General features: G+C 66.3%; 18 protein-coding genes. 4 read left to right on the top strand and 14 right to left on the bottom strand.

Annotated elements, in window-relative coordinates:
- Window positions 1-867 precede the first annotated feature (867 nt).
- Together HY726_18635 and HY726_18640 are read right to left on the bottom strand one after the other, a co-directional pair.
- Entirely contained in the window at window positions 868-1,245 is a 378-nt protein-coding gene (locus HY726_18635; GenBank protein ID MBI4611013.1) for a PIN domain-containing protein, read from the bottom strand.
- The gene (locus tag HY726_18640) at window positions 1,242-1,448 is read right to left on the bottom strand and encodes a hypothetical protein (protein ID MBI4611014.1); all 207 of its coding nucleotides are present in this window, start codon (window positions 1,446-1,448) and stop codon (window positions 1,242-1,244) included. Before HY726_18640 ends, HY726_18635 begins: the two co-directional genes overlap by 4 nt.
- A 300-nt stretch (window positions 1,449-1,748) precedes the next feature.
- Here HY726_18640 and ssb point away from each other — a divergent pair, with 300 nt between their 5' ends.
- From ssb to HY726_18655, 3 genes are all read left to right on the top strand, one after another.
- Window positions 1,749-2,147, top strand: coding sequence for a single-stranded DNA-binding protein (gene ssb / locus HY726_18645; protein MBI4611015.1), 399 nt, complete (start codon window positions 1,749-1,751; stop codon window positions 2,145-2,147).
- A 274-nt stretch (window positions 2,148-2,421) separates the two neighbouring features.
- The gene (locus tag HY726_18650; protein ID MBI4611016.1) at window positions 2,422-2,697 is read left to right on the top strand and encodes a hypothetical protein; all 276 of its coding nucleotides are present in this window, start codon (window positions 2,422-2,424) and stop codon (window positions 2,695-2,697) included.
- 12 nt (window positions 2,698-2,709) lie between these two features.
- Window positions 2,710-2,838, top strand: coding sequence for a type II toxin-antitoxin system HicA family toxin (locus HY726_18655; protein ID MBI4611017.1), 129 nt, complete (start codon window positions 2,710-2,712; stop codon window positions 2,836-2,838).
- 199 nt (window positions 2,839-3,037) lie between these two features.
- Here HY726_18655 and HY726_18660 read toward each other — a convergent pair whose 3' ends face one another.
- From HY726_18660 to HY726_18700, 9 genes are all read right to left on the bottom strand, one after another.
- Window positions 3,038-4,213 (bottom strand): aminopeptidase P family protein, encoded by a 1,176-nt coding sequence (locus HY726_18660; GenBank protein MBI4611018.1) that lies wholly within the window; start codon window positions 4,211-4,213, stop codon window positions 3,038-3,040.
- Between the two features lie 20 nt (window positions 4,214-4,233).
- Window positions 4,234-5,244: an LLM class flavin-dependent oxidoreductase gene (locus HY726_18665; protein MBI4611019.1), complete on the bottom strand. Its 1,011-nt coding sequence runs from the start codon at window positions 5,242-5,244 to the stop codon at window positions 4,234-4,236.
- Window positions 5,235-6,197 (bottom strand): LLM class flavin-dependent oxidoreductase, encoded by a 963-nt coding sequence (locus HY726_18670; GenBank protein ID MBI4611020.1) that lies wholly within the window; start codon window positions 6,195-6,197, stop codon window positions 5,235-5,237. The genes HY726_18665 and HY726_18670 overlap by 10 nt, the downstream gene beginning before the upstream one ends.
- Before the next feature lie 40 nt (window positions 6,198-6,237).
- Window positions 6,238-7,512, bottom strand: a complete 1,275-nt coding sequence (locus tag HY726_18675) for a threonine synthase (GenBank protein MBI4611021.1) — start codon at window positions 7,510-7,512, stop codon at window positions 6,238-6,240.
- Window positions 7,513-7,621: 109 nt separating this feature from the next.
- Window positions 7,622-7,837: a type II toxin-antitoxin system HicA family toxin gene (locus HY726_18680; GenBank protein MBI4611022.1), complete on the bottom strand. Its 216-nt coding sequence runs from the start codon at window positions 7,835-7,837 to the stop codon at window positions 7,622-7,624.
- Window positions 7,834-8,055, bottom strand: coding sequence for a type II toxin-antitoxin system HicB family antitoxin (locus HY726_18685; GenBank protein MBI4611023.1), 222 nt, complete (start codon window positions 8,053-8,055; stop codon window positions 7,834-7,836). Before HY726_18685 ends, HY726_18680 begins: the two co-directional genes overlap by 4 nt.
- Window positions 8,056-8,175: 120 nt before the next feature.
- A complete protein-coding gene (locus HY726_18690) occupies window positions 8,176-8,886 on the bottom strand; it encodes a hypothetical protein (GenBank protein ID MBI4611024.1) in 711 nt (236 codons plus the stop codon).
- Complete coding sequence (locus HY726_18695; GenBank protein MBI4611025.1) at window positions 8,883-10,109, bottom strand: MFS transporter; 1,227 nt, start codon at window positions 10,107-10,109, stop codon at window positions 8,883-8,885. The genes HY726_18690 and HY726_18695 overlap by 4 nt, the downstream gene beginning before the upstream one ends.
- Window positions 10,110-10,124: 15 nt before the next feature.
- Window positions 10,125-11,033 (bottom strand): chromosome partitioning protein ParB, encoded by a 909-nt coding sequence (locus HY726_18700; GenBank protein ID MBI4611026.1) that lies wholly within the window; start codon window positions 11,031-11,033, stop codon window positions 10,125-10,127.
- 82 nt (window positions 11,034-11,115) lie between these two features.
- Here HY726_18700 and HY726_18705 point away from each other — a divergent pair, with 82 nt between their 5' ends.
- On the top strand, window positions 11,116-11,640 hold the full coding sequence (locus HY726_18705) for a GNAT family N-acetyltransferase (GenBank protein ID MBI4611027.1): 525 nt from the start codon (window positions 11,116-11,118) through the stop codon (window positions 11,638-11,640).
- Here the strand turns inward: HY726_18705 and HY726_18710 are convergent.
- From HY726_18710 to HY726_18720, 3 genes are all read right to left on the bottom strand, one after another.
- The gene (locus tag HY726_18710) at window positions 11,600-12,394 is read right to left on the bottom strand and encodes a hypothetical protein (protein MBI4611028.1); all 795 of its coding nucleotides are present in this window, start codon (window positions 12,392-12,394) and stop codon (window positions 11,600-11,602) included. The genes HY726_18705 and HY726_18710 overlap by 41 nt on opposite strands.
- A gap of 52 nt (window positions 12,395-12,446) precedes the next feature.
- Window positions 12,447-13,256, bottom strand: coding sequence for a DUF692 family protein (locus tag HY726_18715; GenBank protein MBI4611029.1), 810 nt, complete (start codon window positions 13,254-13,256; stop codon window positions 12,447-12,449).
- Between the two features lie 233 nt (window positions 13,257-13,489).
- On the bottom strand, window positions 13,490-14,875 hold the full coding sequence (locus tag HY726_18720; protein MBI4611030.1) for a hypothetical protein: 1,386 nt from the start codon (window positions 14,873-14,875) through the stop codon (window positions 13,490-13,492).
- Between the last annotated feature and the right edge of the window lie 164 nt (window positions 14,876-15,039).

Here is a 15,039-nt window from a genome sequence, read left to right on the forward strand (position 1 = left end):
ACCCCTATCCCCTTCGGCGACTTGGCGTTGTCACCTGAGGCAAGAGCCGGATGCGGTAATGCCGCTCGTCCGGATCTGTGGAGGGGGTTACGAGTAATCGTCATCTCTACTCCGACTGTAAGAGCCTCCGGGACGTCTGCGCGCGGCTATTATCGCACTCTTGGGGCGGGGTCAGCGATCTCCTTCAACGGATTCATCCGTGCACGGGCCGGACACTCTCTCCTGCGCGCGGAGGCGCAGCGCTTTCATACCATCATAACGGCATTCTCGGTCGGCCGGGCGCGGGGGGCCCGACCGGAGGCCACGCTACACCAGATCCTCGGGCGCATCGAGCGACTCGGGGCGGAAGTATAGGACACCAGCAGGCTGTTGACAGTGTACGCAGCATAACAGGCCTTATCGGTGTTCGCTCCCGGCTACGGACGGTCTTGCTCGGAGGGTCCACGACGCTGAGGCGACAGCGGGCGACCGCGCAGCGCACGACCGCGGGCGCCCTCGCCGACTCCTATTCGAACTTTACGCTTACTCAGCGTCCAGGCGGGAGGTCTCGGCGGAACGGGCTTGGCGCAGAACTGTCTCGCCGCGTCGAGGGGACGCAGGGTGTTCTGGATATCCACCGTTCAGGGAGTTCGAGATGGAGGGCTACAAGCCCGAGGTGCTGGAGAAGATCTACCTCAAGAACCGCCAGCGGATCCTGGGGCTCAAGGTCTAGCGGAGATCAGCCGATGAAAGACAGCGTGCGTATCCTGCTCGGCGGCGTGCTCGGCTTCCTCCTGGCTTCGCTCCACCGCTGGGAAGCCGGACACGAAAGGGAACGACTTGGGGGTAGGCCAGAAGGTGTTTACGAACACGGGCGAAATGCGGGATCTAGAATGGCAATAGCTTGAGGCCCGCATGCCCGAAGTTCCGGAAGTCCGCATCGCGGGTAAGCAAAGGGACATCATGGTCCATGCAACTCTGAGCAATAAGGGCGTCGGCGAGAGGCACCTTTCGCCCGCGCCGGATAATCTGGGACCGAAGGTAGCCCCCCCTTTCCCAGTAACCGTCTAGAAGTGGGAGCCGAGGCAACCCCTTAAATGCTTCAGCCGTGGCGGGGGAGAGTTTGGGGTCGCTAAGAAGCTCTGACAAAACGACAGGAGGAAGAACAGCTTGCTTCTGCCTCAGGGCAAATTCCACCGCGTCTACATCGCCCCCTTTTGAGCCTGATAAGTAAGCAATCAAAGAACTGCTATCGAGGGCAATCACTCGCGGTCTTCCCTGAGGACCTTTAGATCAATCGAGAATTTAACCTTTCCTCTGAGCCCTCGAAGCTTCTCGTAGCTCTCACTGGCAGCGAGCAACTCAAGGCCCTGCCTCACTGTGGGGGTAATCCCCAACCCTGTCGCCTTTTGAGCCTTCCGCAAGAGATTTTCAGGCACCTGAATCGTGATCTTCTTGGCCTGTTCCATGGCTGGAGAATACCAGCTAGAATACCATATGTCAATATGGCTCGCGGTTCCCCCGAGCAAAGTCCGGCTGCTACAGCGTGAGGATAACGAGTTTTTGCTCGGCTGTCACCGGGGCGCAGACGATGTGAGGAAGCTCCCGTGACTCGTACCCCTGTATCAGTTTATGGGCATTGCGCCCGCTGTCGCTTCGCCCTACTCTTCTCTCCCAGGTGTCCCTCACACACAATCGGCGCAGGTCGAAGGTCACAGGCTTTTGCCGAGCGAGTCGATGATGATGATCGAACCGGAAGGAGCCCTCAGATGGCATCGCTCAACCGCGTGTTCCTGATGGGCAACCTCACGCACGACCCCGAACTCCGCCACACCTCCTCGGGCACGGCGGTCACCGACCTCGGCCTTGCCGTCAACCGGCGATACACCAACGGCGAGGGCCAGACGAAAGAGGAGACCCTGTTCATCACCGTCGTTGTCTGGGGGAAGCAGGCCGGGGTCGTGGCCGAGTACCTCGCCAAGGGCTCCCTCGTCCACGTCGAGGGCCGGCTCCACTTCCGCTCCTGGGAGGCAAAGGACGGCGGCCGGCGGACGACGATCGAGGTCGTCGCCGACCGAGTGCAGTTCCTCAGCCGGAGACCGGGCCCCGCCGAGAGCGCCGACAGCGCTCCTGAGGGGGAAACGTCAGACAAAGAGGTCCCCTTCTAGCAGGAGGACTCGCCGCACTGCTGGCAGCCCTCAGCCTCGACAGGGACCGAGGAGACGATCGCATCCGAACTTGATCTCGCCCGGACCCTGGCTGTGTCAACTTCTCCGGTCTGGCAGCCTTCAGATGATCACGAGTTTTCGCTCGGCTGTCACCGGGGCGCAGACAATGTGAAGTGGCCGCCCGTGGGCTCGCCCCAGGATCAGACACAGCTCCCCGGCGTCTTTCGACAGACATCTGTGCGATAATGGGCCATCGGGCAGGGAGAAGAACGTCATGATAGTCAGGATCAAGCATACGGTTCAGGTCTGGAAAGAAGGCGCGACGTACGTCGCGAGGGCAGTGCCCCTGGACGTCATGAGCTGCGGCGATAGCCCGGAAGAAGCCAGAAAAAATCTCAATGAAGCCGTTGAGCTATTTCTAAAGACTGCTGCGACCCACGGGACCCTCGCGGAGGTCCTCGAGGAGAGTGGATATGTCCGGGAAGGCGACCGGTGGCGGGCGCCAGCGCTTCTGCTCTCTGAAACTGTCACTCAGTCAGTTCATGCGTAGGATTCGCGTCCAGTGCCGAGAGTTACCCCCGTGCACTGGACCACTTTCGAGAAGATTTTCCTTATGGATGGCTGGCGATTTGACCGCCAGGAAGGAAGTCATCGGTCCTATGTGAAGCCTGGCGTCGCGCGTCCCATGTGATTCCCACCTACCGCGAGGTCCCCGTCTCCATCGTCCGCAACCTCATGCGGACCGCCAACATGCGTCGCGAGCGCTATTTCGAACTCATTTCCCGAGTGTGACGCACACCATTTCCCTGGACCTGGCCCGGACGACCTCCCTGGGCGGGGCCGTGAGGAGGCTCCAGACCTGATACCCTCCTCGCATCATGGAGGTAGCCTCAGCCGAGAATGGTTAGCTCACGGGAGCCCCGGGTCAGAAGCCGGGCCCCCTCGGCTGTCACCTCGACGGCGTCCTCAACCTGGATGCCGCCCCAGCCGTGCTCGTAGTAGGGCGTCTCGACGCAGAAGACCATCCCGGGCTCGAGCACGGTCTGGTTGCCCGGCGTGATCGTGGGTGGGTCGTAGGGCTCCAGCCCGATGCCGTGCCCGACGTGGTGGCGCTGGTAGTGGGGGATTCCGCTCTCGCGCGTGACCTGCACCGCCACGTCGAAGATCCGCCCGACTGGAGTGCCGGGCTTCATCGCCTCGATGGCGGCCTTCTCGCCGGCGAGGGCTGCTGCATAGTAGCGGGCCTGCTTCTCGGTCGGGGCTCCCCAGACGGCGGTCCGGGCGATGTCGGAGCGGTAGCTCCGATAAATGCAGCCCAGGTCGAAGCGGACGAGATCTCCCGGCTTGAGCGCGCGCTCGGCGGGATAGACGTCGGCGAGGGCTGCCCTCTCGCCGATCGTAATGACCGTGAAGTATGGGGAGGCCCCGCGTCTCAGCACCTCCTGCTCGTAGACGAGCACGGCTTCCCGCTCTGTCACTCCCGGCTTGAGCATGGCGAGGACCGCCGCCACCCCGTCCTCTGCGATCTGGGCCGCGCGCTCCAGGCAGGCCACCTCGTGTGGGCTCTTGACCATCCGTGCGGTTCTGAAGAGCTGGTAGGCGGGAACGAGCGTTGTCCCGGCGAGCTGCTTCTCGATCCGGCTCCAGGTCTGGGGGAAGAGATTTCCCTCGTCGAGGCCGATGCGCTTGCCGTGGACCCCCAGCTCGTCCAGGACCGTCGCCAGGGCGTCGGCAGCACTGGCCGCGGGCGCTCGGGTCCACTCTTGAATCTTCCTCCCCGCAGCGCCCGGCTCGGGGGCGTACTCGAAGAAGAACTTCCCGTAGCAGGCGACGCGGTCGCAGGCGATCTCGTCGGCTGCCACGCCGGCGGTGTCGATGAACGGGACTACGAGCGCCGTACCCTGGCGGGTGAAGATGCCGTAGAGCTCGGCTCCCCTGAAAATCGCGTGGGAGATGCTCCTGAACCCTGTGACGTAGAACAGGTTTTCGGGCGTGGTGGCGACGAGCGCGTCCAGGCCCTCGCTCTCCATCACGCGCATCAACCGGTCTCGGTGGTGGAGTTCCATCAGACCCTCACCCTGCTAGGCTATTTGAAGTTGGGCAGGACCTCGCGGCCGAACAGCTCGATCGCCTCCTGCATCTCGGCCACGCTCTGGGCGACGAAGAGGAGTCCCGCGAAGGTGGTGACCCCGGCTTTTTGGTATTCGCGGATCCGCTCGCTGATCCCCTCCGGGCTCCCGATCAGGTTGCGCTGCTCGTAGCCGCCGGTCTGCTCCCTGAGCGTCGAGGCCTTCAACGACTCCATGTGCTTGTAGAGCTGGGAGGCCCGAAAACGTCTGAGCGCCTCCTCGTGAGTCCTGGCGATTGACACGGCGAACTGGGGCGCGATGTCGATCTTCGACGGGTCCCGTCCCGCCTTCTCGGCGTGCCGCCCGACGTCCTCGACGCCCTTCCTGATCTCTTCGGGCGAGAGCACCGCCGGAAGCCAGCCATCCCCTAGCTCCCCGGCCCGGCGGCGGACCTCAGGGTGGTTCCCGCCGGCGTAGATCGGGAGCGGGTTCTGAACGGGCTTGGGGAAGCACTCGACCCCTTCGATCCTGACGTAGCGGCCTGTGAAGGTGACGCGCCGGTCGGTGAAGAGGAGGCGGAGCGCCTTCATCCCCTCCTCGACGATCGTGCCGCGGTGGACGTTGCGCGCGTCGGGGAAGAGGGCCTCGTACTCCTCCCGGTAGGCTCCGGTCCCGACTCCCAGGATCACCCTGCCGCCCGAGAGCTGATCGAGCGTCGCCACCTGCTTCGCGGCGACAGCGACGTGGCGCATGGGGAGCACCAGGATGCACGTGCAGACCTTGACCCGCGTCGTGCGCGCGGCCACGTACGTGAACGTGACCAGCGGCTCGTAGTAGTTGGGCGGCGTCGGGAACTCCCGCTGGACGTAGCGCTGGGTCGTCATGTGGTCGTTGCCCCAGACCGAGTCGAAGCCGAGCTGCTCGGCGAGGAGGGCCGTGGGGAGGATGTCCGAGGCCTGCGCGAAGGGGATCGGGTACATCATCCCTTCGATGCAAGTGGGGATGTGGACGCCGAATCTCAGCGGCATACCATCTCCCTCCAGAACGGCGCCAGCTCAGACCCCAGGAACTGGAGCTGCTCGACGGGGTCGAGGCCGGGCGCGGGAACCGCCACAGGCGCGTCCAGGCCGGCCTCGGCCCAGCGGCTGAGCGCCCGCCGGCATTCGTCTGGAGTTCCGGCTACGGCAAAGGTCTCGAGGAGGTCGTCGCTGACCAGGTGAGTTGGAGATTCCCCGCGGAGCAGAGCTTCCTTGAACGGGAGCGTCCGGGCGTCGGACAGGCCCGCGTCCTTCAGAATGGACTGGCCGTGGAGGAGCCCGAGGTAGCGCGCCAGGAGCGGCTTCATGTGCGCCCGCGCCCGCTCGCCGTCCTGGGCGACCGCCATCGGCAGGTAGGCGATCACGGCGAAGTCGCCCGCGCGCCCCGCTGACCGCCTGGCTTCGGCCGTGATCGCGCAGACTCGCCTCACATGCTCCGGCGAAGCCAGGATCGAGCAGTGGACTCCGTCGGCAACTTCCCCGGCCAGGGTGAGGGCCTTGGGCGCCTTGGCGCCGAGGAGAATCGGCAGCTCTGGCTGGGCAGGTTTGAAATCGAGGGCGACGTCCCTGAGCGTGAAGCAGCGGCCCTGGTAGCTGAGCCGCTCGCCGCTCCAGAGGCGACGGATGATCTCGACGCATTCCCTCAAGGCCTGGAGCGGCGTCGTGAACGGGATCCCCATCTGCTCCTCGATCCAGACGCGGTTGCTGCTCCCGAGGCCCAGGAGCACGCGCCCGGATGCCACGCCCGAGAGCGCAGCGGTCTCCATGGCGAGGAGCGCCGGATGACGCGTGAAGGGATTCACGACGCCGAGGCCGATGGCCGGAGACTCGGTGACCGCCGCTGCGGCTGCCGCGAGCGAGAAGGCGCCGGGCTCGAAGTAGTCCTCGACGAACCAGAGGCTTCCGAGCCCGGCGCGCTCGGCCTCCCGCGCCCATCGGGTCACCTGGCGCGGAGCCTCGGATCCTTTGAGCGCGACACCGAGCTTAGTGGTCCAGGACGAGCCCATAGCTCTCCCGGAGCGTCCGGAGAAGGTCATCGAAGCTGTCACCGGCGAGCGGGACGGCCGGGAGCCAACTGCGGCTCGCCCCCGGGTCCTTCAGCCCGCCCGAGGTCAGGACGATGACGATGACCTGGTCGGGCTCGATGGCGCGCTCCTCCTTGAGCCGCATCACCGCGCTCAGCCCCGCGGCCGCCGACGGCTCGACAAACAGGCCTTCCTCGCGCGCGAGGGCGCGCTGGGCTTCGATGATCGCCGGGTCCGATACCTCAACGGCTGTGCCGTGGGACTCTCTCAGAGCCGTGAGCCCCTGGTACGTCCCGTAGCGCGAGGCGATGGAAAAGGCCACCGAGCTCCCTCCTTCGACAGCTTCGGGAGTGTCGAGACCTTTACGGAGCGCGTTCGCCAGAGGGCCGAAGGGCTCGGCTGCGACCATGCGCGGCAGCTCTTTGACGAGGCCCAGAGCGTGGAGCTCGGTCATCCCCTTCCAGATTCCGAAGAGGCCGTCGCTGTAAGCGCTCGGGACCACGAGCACATCCGGCGCGCTCCAGTCGAGGGCCTCCGCGACTTCGTAGGCCAGGGTCTTGTAGCCCTCGATCCCGTACGGGTTCGACCCGACCGGGGGAATGACGTAGCCGCCGGCGGGATACCAGCCGAGGCGCTCGACCCCTTCCCGCATGAGCCGCCAGCGCGCCTCCGGTGTGGCACACGCGACGACCGCAGCGCCGTAGGCCTGCATCAGAGTCTTCATCGTGTCAGGGACCGACGCGAGGGTGAAGATCACGCAGGGAAGGCCGGCGCGCGCCGCGTATGCGGCGGTGGCGGCGCCGTGGTTGCCCGTGGAGGCGATCGTGACAGCCTGCGCGCCTGATTCCAGCGCGTGGGTGATCGCGACAGTGCAGAGGCGGTCCTTGTAGGACCACGTGGGGTTCTGGCTCTCGTCCTTGGCGTACAGGCGCGAGAGACCGAGGCGTCGGCCGAGCCGCTGGAGGTGGATCAGGGGTGTCCCGCCCTCGCCGAGGGAGACGAGGCGCTCGCCGCTGACGGGGAGAAGCTCCCTGTAGCGCCACAGAGTCGGGGGAGCGAGGGGAAACCTGTCAGCCGTCAGCCCGGCGAGAGGGCTGAGGTCGAGCTTGACGGTCAGGTTGACGGGGATGCCCTGCTCGCAGCAGCGCGGGCAGCCGGAAAACAGGCGCGGGCCGTCGAACAATGCCCGGCAGCGGAGGCACTCGAGGCCGAGAACGCGGGCGCCCGACGCCATGGCGACCGTAGTGTAGGAGGGCGGCCGGAGACTGTCAATCGCTCGCCCGTCGCAGCGACGAAACGCCGGATACGTGTGCTAGGAGCGTGTCGGAGTAATCCGTCGGGCTTTAGATGTCCTCGGGACTCAGGCCTGCGTCCTTAAGGATGCGACGAAGGAGCCCACGGCCGAGATCGCGTTTGCCATGGACCGGCACCGTCGCGCGTCGGCCGTCCGGGTGGCGATAAATGGCATGGCTCCCACCCTGGCGTTCGAGGAGGAATCCGTTGCGCTCGAGAAGGCGGATGACTTCGTGAGCGGAAAGCTGTGGGAGCCGAGGGGTCATACCTCCACGCGGACAGTGGAGGTCTTAACTTCCTCGGATACCGGTTCACCGCGCTCCAGCCTCGCTTCAATGTGGAGGCGGATCGCGTCCCGGATCAGCTCCATGGCCTCGGCCTCGCTTTCCCCTTCGGTGTAGCAGCCCTGAAGGGCGGGGCAGATCGCCACGTAGCGTCCATCCTCATCACGCTCAATCACCACGGTGAACTCGTAGCTTCTCATAGCGCTTTCACCATAGTAGCCAGCTTATTGATTGTCAATGTCTCAACACGGATACACGGGCGCTTGCCATCCCATGAGCACAGAGGTCTCTCGCGAGCAAGGGTAACCATGACTGGAGCATTAACGACGAATCGGCGACGTCCATCGGAATACGATTCGGCCGTCCTTGCTTTTGAGGCAGTAGGCTTCGAACTCCTTTACCATTTCATAGTGACGCTTCTCCGCGTCTTGCCACCCGATCTTCACAACCAACTGTAGCTTTTGGTTTGCGCGGCAGTAATGATCTGACGGGTCTGCCGCGACGCTTGCAAACAAGATCGCCTCCGCCTTCTGAAGTCGTGACAGCAAGAGGCCCCGTCTCGGTTCCGGTATGCCTTCTTTGAGCCTCCAATCTGACAACCAGTCCTGAGGGGGAACTCTGTAATCGATGCTGGTGATTAGGGCAGGCGCGGGAAGCCGGTTAGCCAACTCAATGAAAAAGCATCCTTCAGTATCTGGTCGCGCCTTAAACCTCCGGCCGCCGCACGATTTATCCTCGTCGTTCGGGAGCACGTAGTCGAACTCGGTTGCTGTAACTGCGAGCCAGGACCCGAGGTCTTTGACCTGTTGAAGTGCAATGTCGTAGGCGGAGCAGGCAAAGTAGAGAGCCACCACTGCAACCACCAGGGTTAAGAGTCCCATCACTAAATGGGCTGTGGGCAACCGCGGTTCACACGATTCAATAAGGGCGCGAGCAGCAACTCCCACGCGCGTTCTGATCGAGTCCGCCCATTCAATAAAGGAGCGGACTGCAATCCCGAAACGTTCCCTGATCGAGTCCGCCCACTTCATGTGGAAGAAGTGAGGCTAGTGATCGCGCGCGGCGGGCGAAGGGTCGCCGCGAGGAGGGACGCCATCCCCCCGATCGCGAAGGAGCTGAGATAGAGCCAGGCGTAACTCCCGAGGTTGTCGTGGAACCAGCCGCCCGCGAACGAGCCCACCCCCATCCCGACCGACGAGATGAAGAACACTGCGCCGTACGCGGTCCCCATGACCTTCTGGCCGAAGTACTCGCGCGTGACGACAGCGTAGAGCGGCATCACGCCGCCGTAGGTCACGCCGAAGAGCAGCGCGAGGACATAGAAGGTCGCGAGGTCGTCGGCGAGCAGGTACGCAAAAATCATGACAGCCTGGGCGGCGAGCCCGGTGACGAGGACGGGCTTGGCGCCGATGCGGTCGGCGAGCACGCCGAAGCCGATCCGTCCCGGGATCGACGAGAGCCCGGAGGCGCCGAGGACGCCGGCCGCCGCCATGTTAGGGATCCCCTGATCCATGGCGTGGCTCACCATGTGGAAGATGGGCCCCGAGTGGGCCGCGCAGCAGGCGAAGTGCGTGAGGGCGATGACCCAGAGCGGGAACGAGCTGAGCGCGGCGCCGGCGGTGAACCCGCTTCCGTCGGGAGTCGCTGCCGCTGGAGTCGCCTCGAGGGTGCGCGTCCTCTCGCCAGGGCTGTTGCGGATGAACAGCGCGGCCGGGATCACGACGAGCCACGTGAGGTTGCCCAGGATGAGCATGGCGGCGCGCCAGTCGAAGGTCGAGATGAGCCAGCGCGAGAGCGGCGAGATCACGAGGAGGCCGAAGCCGTTCCCGGCCGAGACGATGCCGGCGGCGAGGCCGCGGTTGGCCGCGAACCACGTGGTGACCGTGGAGGTGAGGGGGACGTAGAAGGCGCTCACGCCGAGCCCGACGAGCAGGCCGAAGCTCAGATAGAACTGCCAGGGCAGCGTGACCCGGCTCGAGAGCACGAGGCCGAGCCCGAGGAGGACGCCGCCCATGAGCGCCACGAGCCGCGTGCCGATCCGGTCGGAGAGGTTTCCCCAGAAGAGCGACCCCACGCCCATGACGACCCAGTTGAAGAAGGCGATGCCGGAGATGCTGGCCCGGCTCCAGCCGGTGGCGTCCTCGATCGGCTTCAGGAAGACGCCGAGGGAGAACAGGGCGCCGATACCCGCGGAGATGATGACGAAGGCGGAGGCGAGGACGATCCAGGCGTAGACGGGCCTGTCGGTGGTCATGGCGTGGATGCGGCGTCAGCCAGCGGGGGGCGCCGCCATCAGGGCGGAGCGGGCGATGTCCTCGTAGCGGATCCTGGCTACGTCGAACGCCTCCAGGTTTTCGGTGAGCTTCTTGAAGGTGACGTCGAACGAGGGGAGGGTCTTCCGCGCGCGCGTCAGGGGCGTCGTCCGGGCCAGGACGAAGTTCTTCACGTAGGGGTGGTTGATCCCCCGCTTCTTGATCCTGGCGACGACGTCGGAGAGCACCTCGTCCGCCTCGCGAACGAGGTCCGCGCGCTCCTGGCGCTCCTCCAGCGCCTTGGGGAGCGTGGCCTTCAAGAACTTGTCCACGCGGCGGAGGATCGGGGCGAAGGCCCCGCCCGCGAAGCGCCGGTTCTTCTCGTAGAGGAGACCGAGCGTGATGAAGTGGGGCGACTCGAACTGGAAGGCGTAGTCGTCCTCGGAGGCGCGCGGGGTCTCCCTGGCGAGCCCCTTGTACATGCGGATCACCTCGAGCGACTTCTCCTTCAGGTTGTGGGCCTTCTCGGTGTTCAGGGCGAGGATCTGGTAGGCGACCTCGGGCTCGGGGACCAGGATCGCGGGGATCAGCTTCCCCCTGAGCTTCTCGAGCACGGCGCGCCGGTGGTTGCCGTTGGGGGTCCAGTAGAGGCCGGGCTTGGGGGACATGGCGACGATCGGGTCCACGAAACGGTCCAGCTTCTTGACGACCTCCTGGAGGCGCTTGACGTGAGTCGGCGAGAGGTCGCGCTGGTAGGGCGTGGCCTCCACGCGCTCCATCGGAAGCAGGCAGAAGATCTGCCAGTGCTCGCCGACCGGATCCTGGTAGAGGGCGAGGACCTGGCCTCGGTCGCGCTCGACCTGCTCGGCGAGCGCCCGCGCCTCTCGGGATGGCTCCTTGTCGGGAAACGTCGCCCAGGTACCCATCTGATCCTCCGCGCCGGGACCCCTTATTATTGCCCAGGCATCGCGCTGGGGCAAAGCTTGAGCGTGCGCTACAATCGCGGGGATGACGCGCCTCACGATCCGCCCGCTGATGCTCGAAGACCGCGACGAAGCCCTGGCCGTGATCAATACGGCCGCCAGGTGGTACCGGGAGTTCCTCCCGGCAGGGGAATATCACGACCCCGAGATGACGCCTGGCCAGTGGGAGGGCGAGGCCAGGCGGATGACCTGGTACGGCGCCTTCGCCGAGGGAGCCCTGGTCGGGGTGATGGGGCTCGAGTACGTCCGCGACACCGCGCTGCTCCGCCACGCCTACGTCCTCCCGGACCATCAGCGCCGCGGGGTCGGCTCGCGGCTCCGTGACCACCTCGAGGGCGAGGTGCGGGGCGTGCGGCGGATCATCGTGGGGACCTATGCGGGAAACTACAAGGCCCGGGCTGCTCTGGAAAAAGCCGGCTACCGGCTCTCGTCCGACTCCGAGGCCGTGCTCAGGGCCTACTACGCCATCCCCGAGGATCGCCTCAAGTCGTCGGTGACGTACGAGAAGACTATCTCAGCGGTCGCCACTCGACGGCGCCGATCTCGGTGAGGTTTTCCAGGACAGTCCTCGCCTCGGCCTCGCCCAGGCCAGCAGCCGAGGCAATCCCGGCCAGCGGCGTCCGACCGTCCAGTTGATCGAGCAAGCGTGAGACGGCCTCGGGGCACCGGACAGAGGTGACGCGCCCGGCAGGCGACAGGGCCAAGAGGAGCCGGGTCGGCTCGCGAGGGGGGTCGGGCGGCGAGGGGACGCCTGACCTGAGCGCCGTGATCAGCGGGGTCAGATTCCAGTCAAGCTCGATGATCCGGGCGTGGCGCGAGCGCACGGGCGCGCCGTCGCGAGCGGCTCCATCGGCGTGCCAGCGGCGCGGCCCGGCCTCGACCCTGAACAGCGCCCCCTCATAGCTCACCAGGGCGGCGCCGTAGGGCCGCTCGGCCAGGTCAGTCGTGAGGCGGGCTTCGACCAGCCGGGCCACCGCGTCGGCGGTGGTTGGAGAGCCCAGGACAGCGGAGTCGAGCAGCACGCCGAACGCGGGAGATTCGAGAATGACGAGGGGATCGCGCCCCGTAGCCAGGGACAGGGCACGGCTGTAGCGGAACAGCCGCACGATCCGCTCGCGATAGAAGTGGCGGGCCATGAACCGTGCCAGCCGCCTGAAGCGCTCCGGGTCAGCGCGGCTGAGGTGCTCGGCCTCATCGCCCCCGAGCACGTCGGCCACCGTTGGGTCTCCAGCGACCAGTCGCCGGCGCAGCTCGCCGTCGGTGAGAATCCGGAGCAGCGCGTCGTGGAGGCTCCGCCCGGTCATATAGCCTCGGAGGGGGGCGATGCGAGCGTGGCCGAAGTGGGGGCAGGCTCTTTCACGCGGGGAGCGCGAAGGCGTCCCGGATCGCACGCACGCCGCTCAGGAGGGTCTCGGCAGTCAGGGCGCTGGCGAACGCGTCGAACGTCACCGCCTTGAGCCCCGGTGCCCGGTCGGCTACGAAGAGGGCGAGGTCGAGGAGCTCCTTGTCCGGCACGGCAGCGCCGATCCATGGGCCGCCCAGCTCGGCATCGGGTTCCACCCCGGCCACGTGGAGCTCCACGGTGCGTTCCAGCGGGAGCGCAGCCACGAACTCCCTGGGTGGCACGCCCGCATAGTGGGCTGAGAGCACGGCGTGAGCCACGTCGAGGAGCATTCCGCACCCACTTTCGGCGTAGAAGCGGTGGACGAATTCGGCTTCCCCCATCTGGGGCAGGTCGAGGTGGAGGTAGGTCGGGATCGGCTCGATCGCGAGCGGGACGCCCAGAGCTTCCCGGAGCGCGCGGGCGTTCACGACGTAATCGCGCAGGAGGTCCTCGGTGTAGAGCGGCGGGAAGACATAGTCCACGAAACGGGTGCCGTCGGTGGTGTGGACGCGCTGGAGGTGCTCCGCCGCCCACGGCGAGCGATACAGGGACAGGAGCGCGCGGGCGCGGTCCAGCGCCGCTCCGCCGAGAGGTTCGCTGAGCTGGCCGAGGAAGTCGTGCAGCAGGAGGGTGAACCGCTCGCGGATGGCCGGGAAGTGGGGATCATCCGGCGCCGGCGGGTCGGCCATGGCGAGATGCTCGATGAGGCCCTGGGCCTCGAGCGTCATCCGGCCTAGGTGCGGGTTGTAGAAGGCACCGACAGAGATGCGCTGGCTCGCCATGTTAGCCGGAGGGAACGCGTCGGCCCCGAACCAGCCGACTGGCTCGGGGCCGCGCTGTGGGTAGTGGTCCTCGACCGAGGGACCTGATCAGTTGTGTCAGGTCGGGACCACTTCGACTGAATCGACCACTTCCAGGATGAGCTCCGGATCCATGGGTCCCCTCCTTTCCTGGAGTTGGTTGTCCCTACATCTAGCGCAAACGCCGGGTCGTTGGCAAGAATCATCTTGCGGCCTCAACGAGTCAGGAAGACGCAGGCCAGGGCTCCGCCCCGCCCGACGTTGACGATCTCGAAGCGGCTGATCCGGCAGTGCAGCCCGAGCTGGCCCTTCACGGCGAAGAGCCCGAGCGAGAAGTAGCATGGGGCGAAGTGGATCTCGCCGTCCTGCACGTAGGCCATCGGTCTCCGTGCCGCGGGGAGCCGCTCCTGAACCACCCAGCGCCCCTTTTCTTCGAGCGCGCGCTCGAGCCTGCGTTCCCAGCGCGCGGCGGAAGCCTCCCGTCCCAAAAGGAGCCCTTCGCCTCCGCTCCCGCGGTTGGGCTTGATCAGGAGGCGGTCCTTCTCTCGTCTCACGTAGCGGGCCAGATCGATCCGCTCCCCGGTCGGGCCCTCGGTCTTCCGCTCCCAGAGGACTCGGGTCCAGGGCACGCACTCCCTGAGTATGCGGAGCTCTCGGGCGGCGAAGAAGCGGCGGTATGCCCCGGACGTGAGGCATTCCAGGATCCCCTTGTGGTCGAATTCGCCAGCGAACCCAGGAATCACGGCCTGCCGCGTGAGCAGCTCGACGAACCCCGCCAGCTGTCGGCCCGAGCGCCGCGGATGCCCCAGGTGCTCGAAGGCCACATCGCGGTAGACGAGATCGACTCGCGTCCCCGTGAGAGACACGCCTCGGTCGGTGAGTCTGAGCTGCCGGGGATCGCCGCACGCGGCCTGGATGCCCTGTGAGGCGAAGTAACGGGCGATCTGAGGGAGTTCGCTGTACCCACCCCCGGGTCCGGAGGGCTCGACGAAAGCGACCCCCAGCGGGCGTCGCCGGCCAAGCCCGAGGTGCCGTGCGGTCTCCTTGACCCAGCGGAGGGCCAAGGCCAGGAGGTCGGGTGGGTCCGTGAGGCCACCCAGCTCGTGCGGCGAGAAGAGTCGAGGCAAGACCGTCCGGCGCAGGATCTGAACCCCGGCCGTGTGGTTGAAGAGGCCGGCAAGCGCCGTCGAGTTGGTCTCGTAGAGCACCGGCCTCTCGTCCCCGGTGAGGCCCACGTCGAGACGGATCATGAGGGTCTGGTCGCGTTCGTCGCCGCCGTAACGGAAGAGCCAGGCTTCGCTGGTGTCGCCCAGGGGGCACAGGCTGCGGAAATTCAGCCGTCCCTCGCGGTAGAGGCTGGGTGCCCGCGCCTGGAAACGATGGACCGCCAGTGCCAGGTCGTTGAGCTTCGGCACCAGGCGTCGAGGGATGACGAAGGGGGTGAGGGCGATCGGGTGCGGGGTGGGGCGGGCTCCGGCCCTGACCCGGTGGAGGAGCTTGCGCGTGCGCTCCGCGGCCTCCACGGCGCGCCGCAGCTCCTCTCGCATCGGCCTCGGGAGATCGAGGAGCCGCTGCCGGCCAAGCGTGTCGAGCCCGCTCATAGCTCGGAGGGGGGCTCCGCCCCCCTTCCGACACCTCCCCCCGTGGCAGTTCGAGCCGAGGGGCTGCCGACGCGCCGCTGGCGAGGAGAGTCCCGAGGCGAGGCCCGAGTGGATCTTCGAGCCGCGGGGCTGCCGACGTGCCGCAGGCGAGGAGAGTCCCGAGG

The organism is Candidatus Rokuibacteriota bacterium (assembly GCA_016209385.1).
Taxonomy (GTDB): Bacteria; Methylomirabilota; Methylomirabilia; order Rokubacteriales; family CSP1-6; genus JACQWB01.

Excerpts from the sequence above, each read along its gene's own strand:
- HY726_18640 (MBI4611014.1), bottom strand. The coding sequence starts at position 1,448 with ATGGAACAGGCCAAGAAGATCACGATTCAGGTGCCTGAAAATCTCTTG.
- ssb (MBI4611015.1), top strand. The coding sequence starts at position 1,749 with ATGGCATCGCTCAACCGCGTGTTCCTGATGGGCAACCTCACGCACGAC.
- HY726_18650 (MBI4611016.1), top strand. The coding sequence starts at position 2,422 with ATGATAGTCAGGATCAAGCATACGGTTCAGGTCTGGAAAGAAGGCGCG.
- HY726_18660 (MBI4611018.1), bottom strand. The coding sequence starts at position 4,213 with ATGGAACTCCACCACCGAGACCGGTTGATGCGCGTGATGGAGAGCGAG.
- HY726_18665 (MBI4611019.1), bottom strand. The coding sequence starts at position 5,244 with ATGCCGCTGAGATTCGGCGTCCACATCCCCACTTGCATCGAAGGGATG.
- HY726_18675 (MBI4611021.1), bottom strand. The coding sequence starts at position 7,512 with ATGGCGTCGGGCGCCCGCGTTCTCGGCCTCGAGTGCCTCCGCTGCCGG.
- HY726_18680 (MBI4611022.1), bottom strand. The coding sequence starts at position 7,837 with ATGACCCCTCGGCTCCCACAGCTTTCCGCTCACGAAGTCATCCGCCTT.
- HY726_18685 (MBI4611023.1), bottom strand. The coding sequence starts at position 8,055 with ATGAGAAGCTACGAGTTCACCGTGGTGATTGAGCGTGATGAGGATGGA.
- HY726_18690 (MBI4611024.1), bottom strand. The coding sequence starts at position 8,886 with ATGAAGTGGGCGGACTCGATCAGGGAACGTTTCGGGATTGCAGTCCGC.
- HY726_18695 (MBI4611025.1), bottom strand. The coding sequence starts at position 10,109 with ATGACCACCGACAGGCCCGTCTACGCCTGGATCGTCCTCGCCTCCGCC.
- HY726_18700 (MBI4611026.1), bottom strand. The coding sequence starts at position 11,033 with ATGGGTACCTGGGCGACGTTTCCCGACAAGGAGCCATCCCGAGAGGCG.
- HY726_18705 (MBI4611027.1), top strand. The coding sequence starts at position 11,116 with ATGACGCGCCTCACGATCCGCCCGCTGATGCTCGAAGACCGCGACGAA.
- HY726_18710 (MBI4611028.1), bottom strand. The coding sequence starts at position 12,394 with ATGACCGGGCGGAGCCTCCACGACGCGCTGCTCCGGATTCTCACCGAC.
- HY726_18715 (MBI4611029.1), bottom strand. The coding sequence starts at position 13,256 with ATGGCGAGCCAGCGCATCTCTGTCGGTGCCTTCTACAACCCGCACCTA.
- HY726_18720 (MBI4611030.1), bottom strand. The coding sequence starts at position 14,875 with ATGAGCGGGCTCGACACGCTTGGCCGGCAGCGGCTCCTCGATCTCCCG.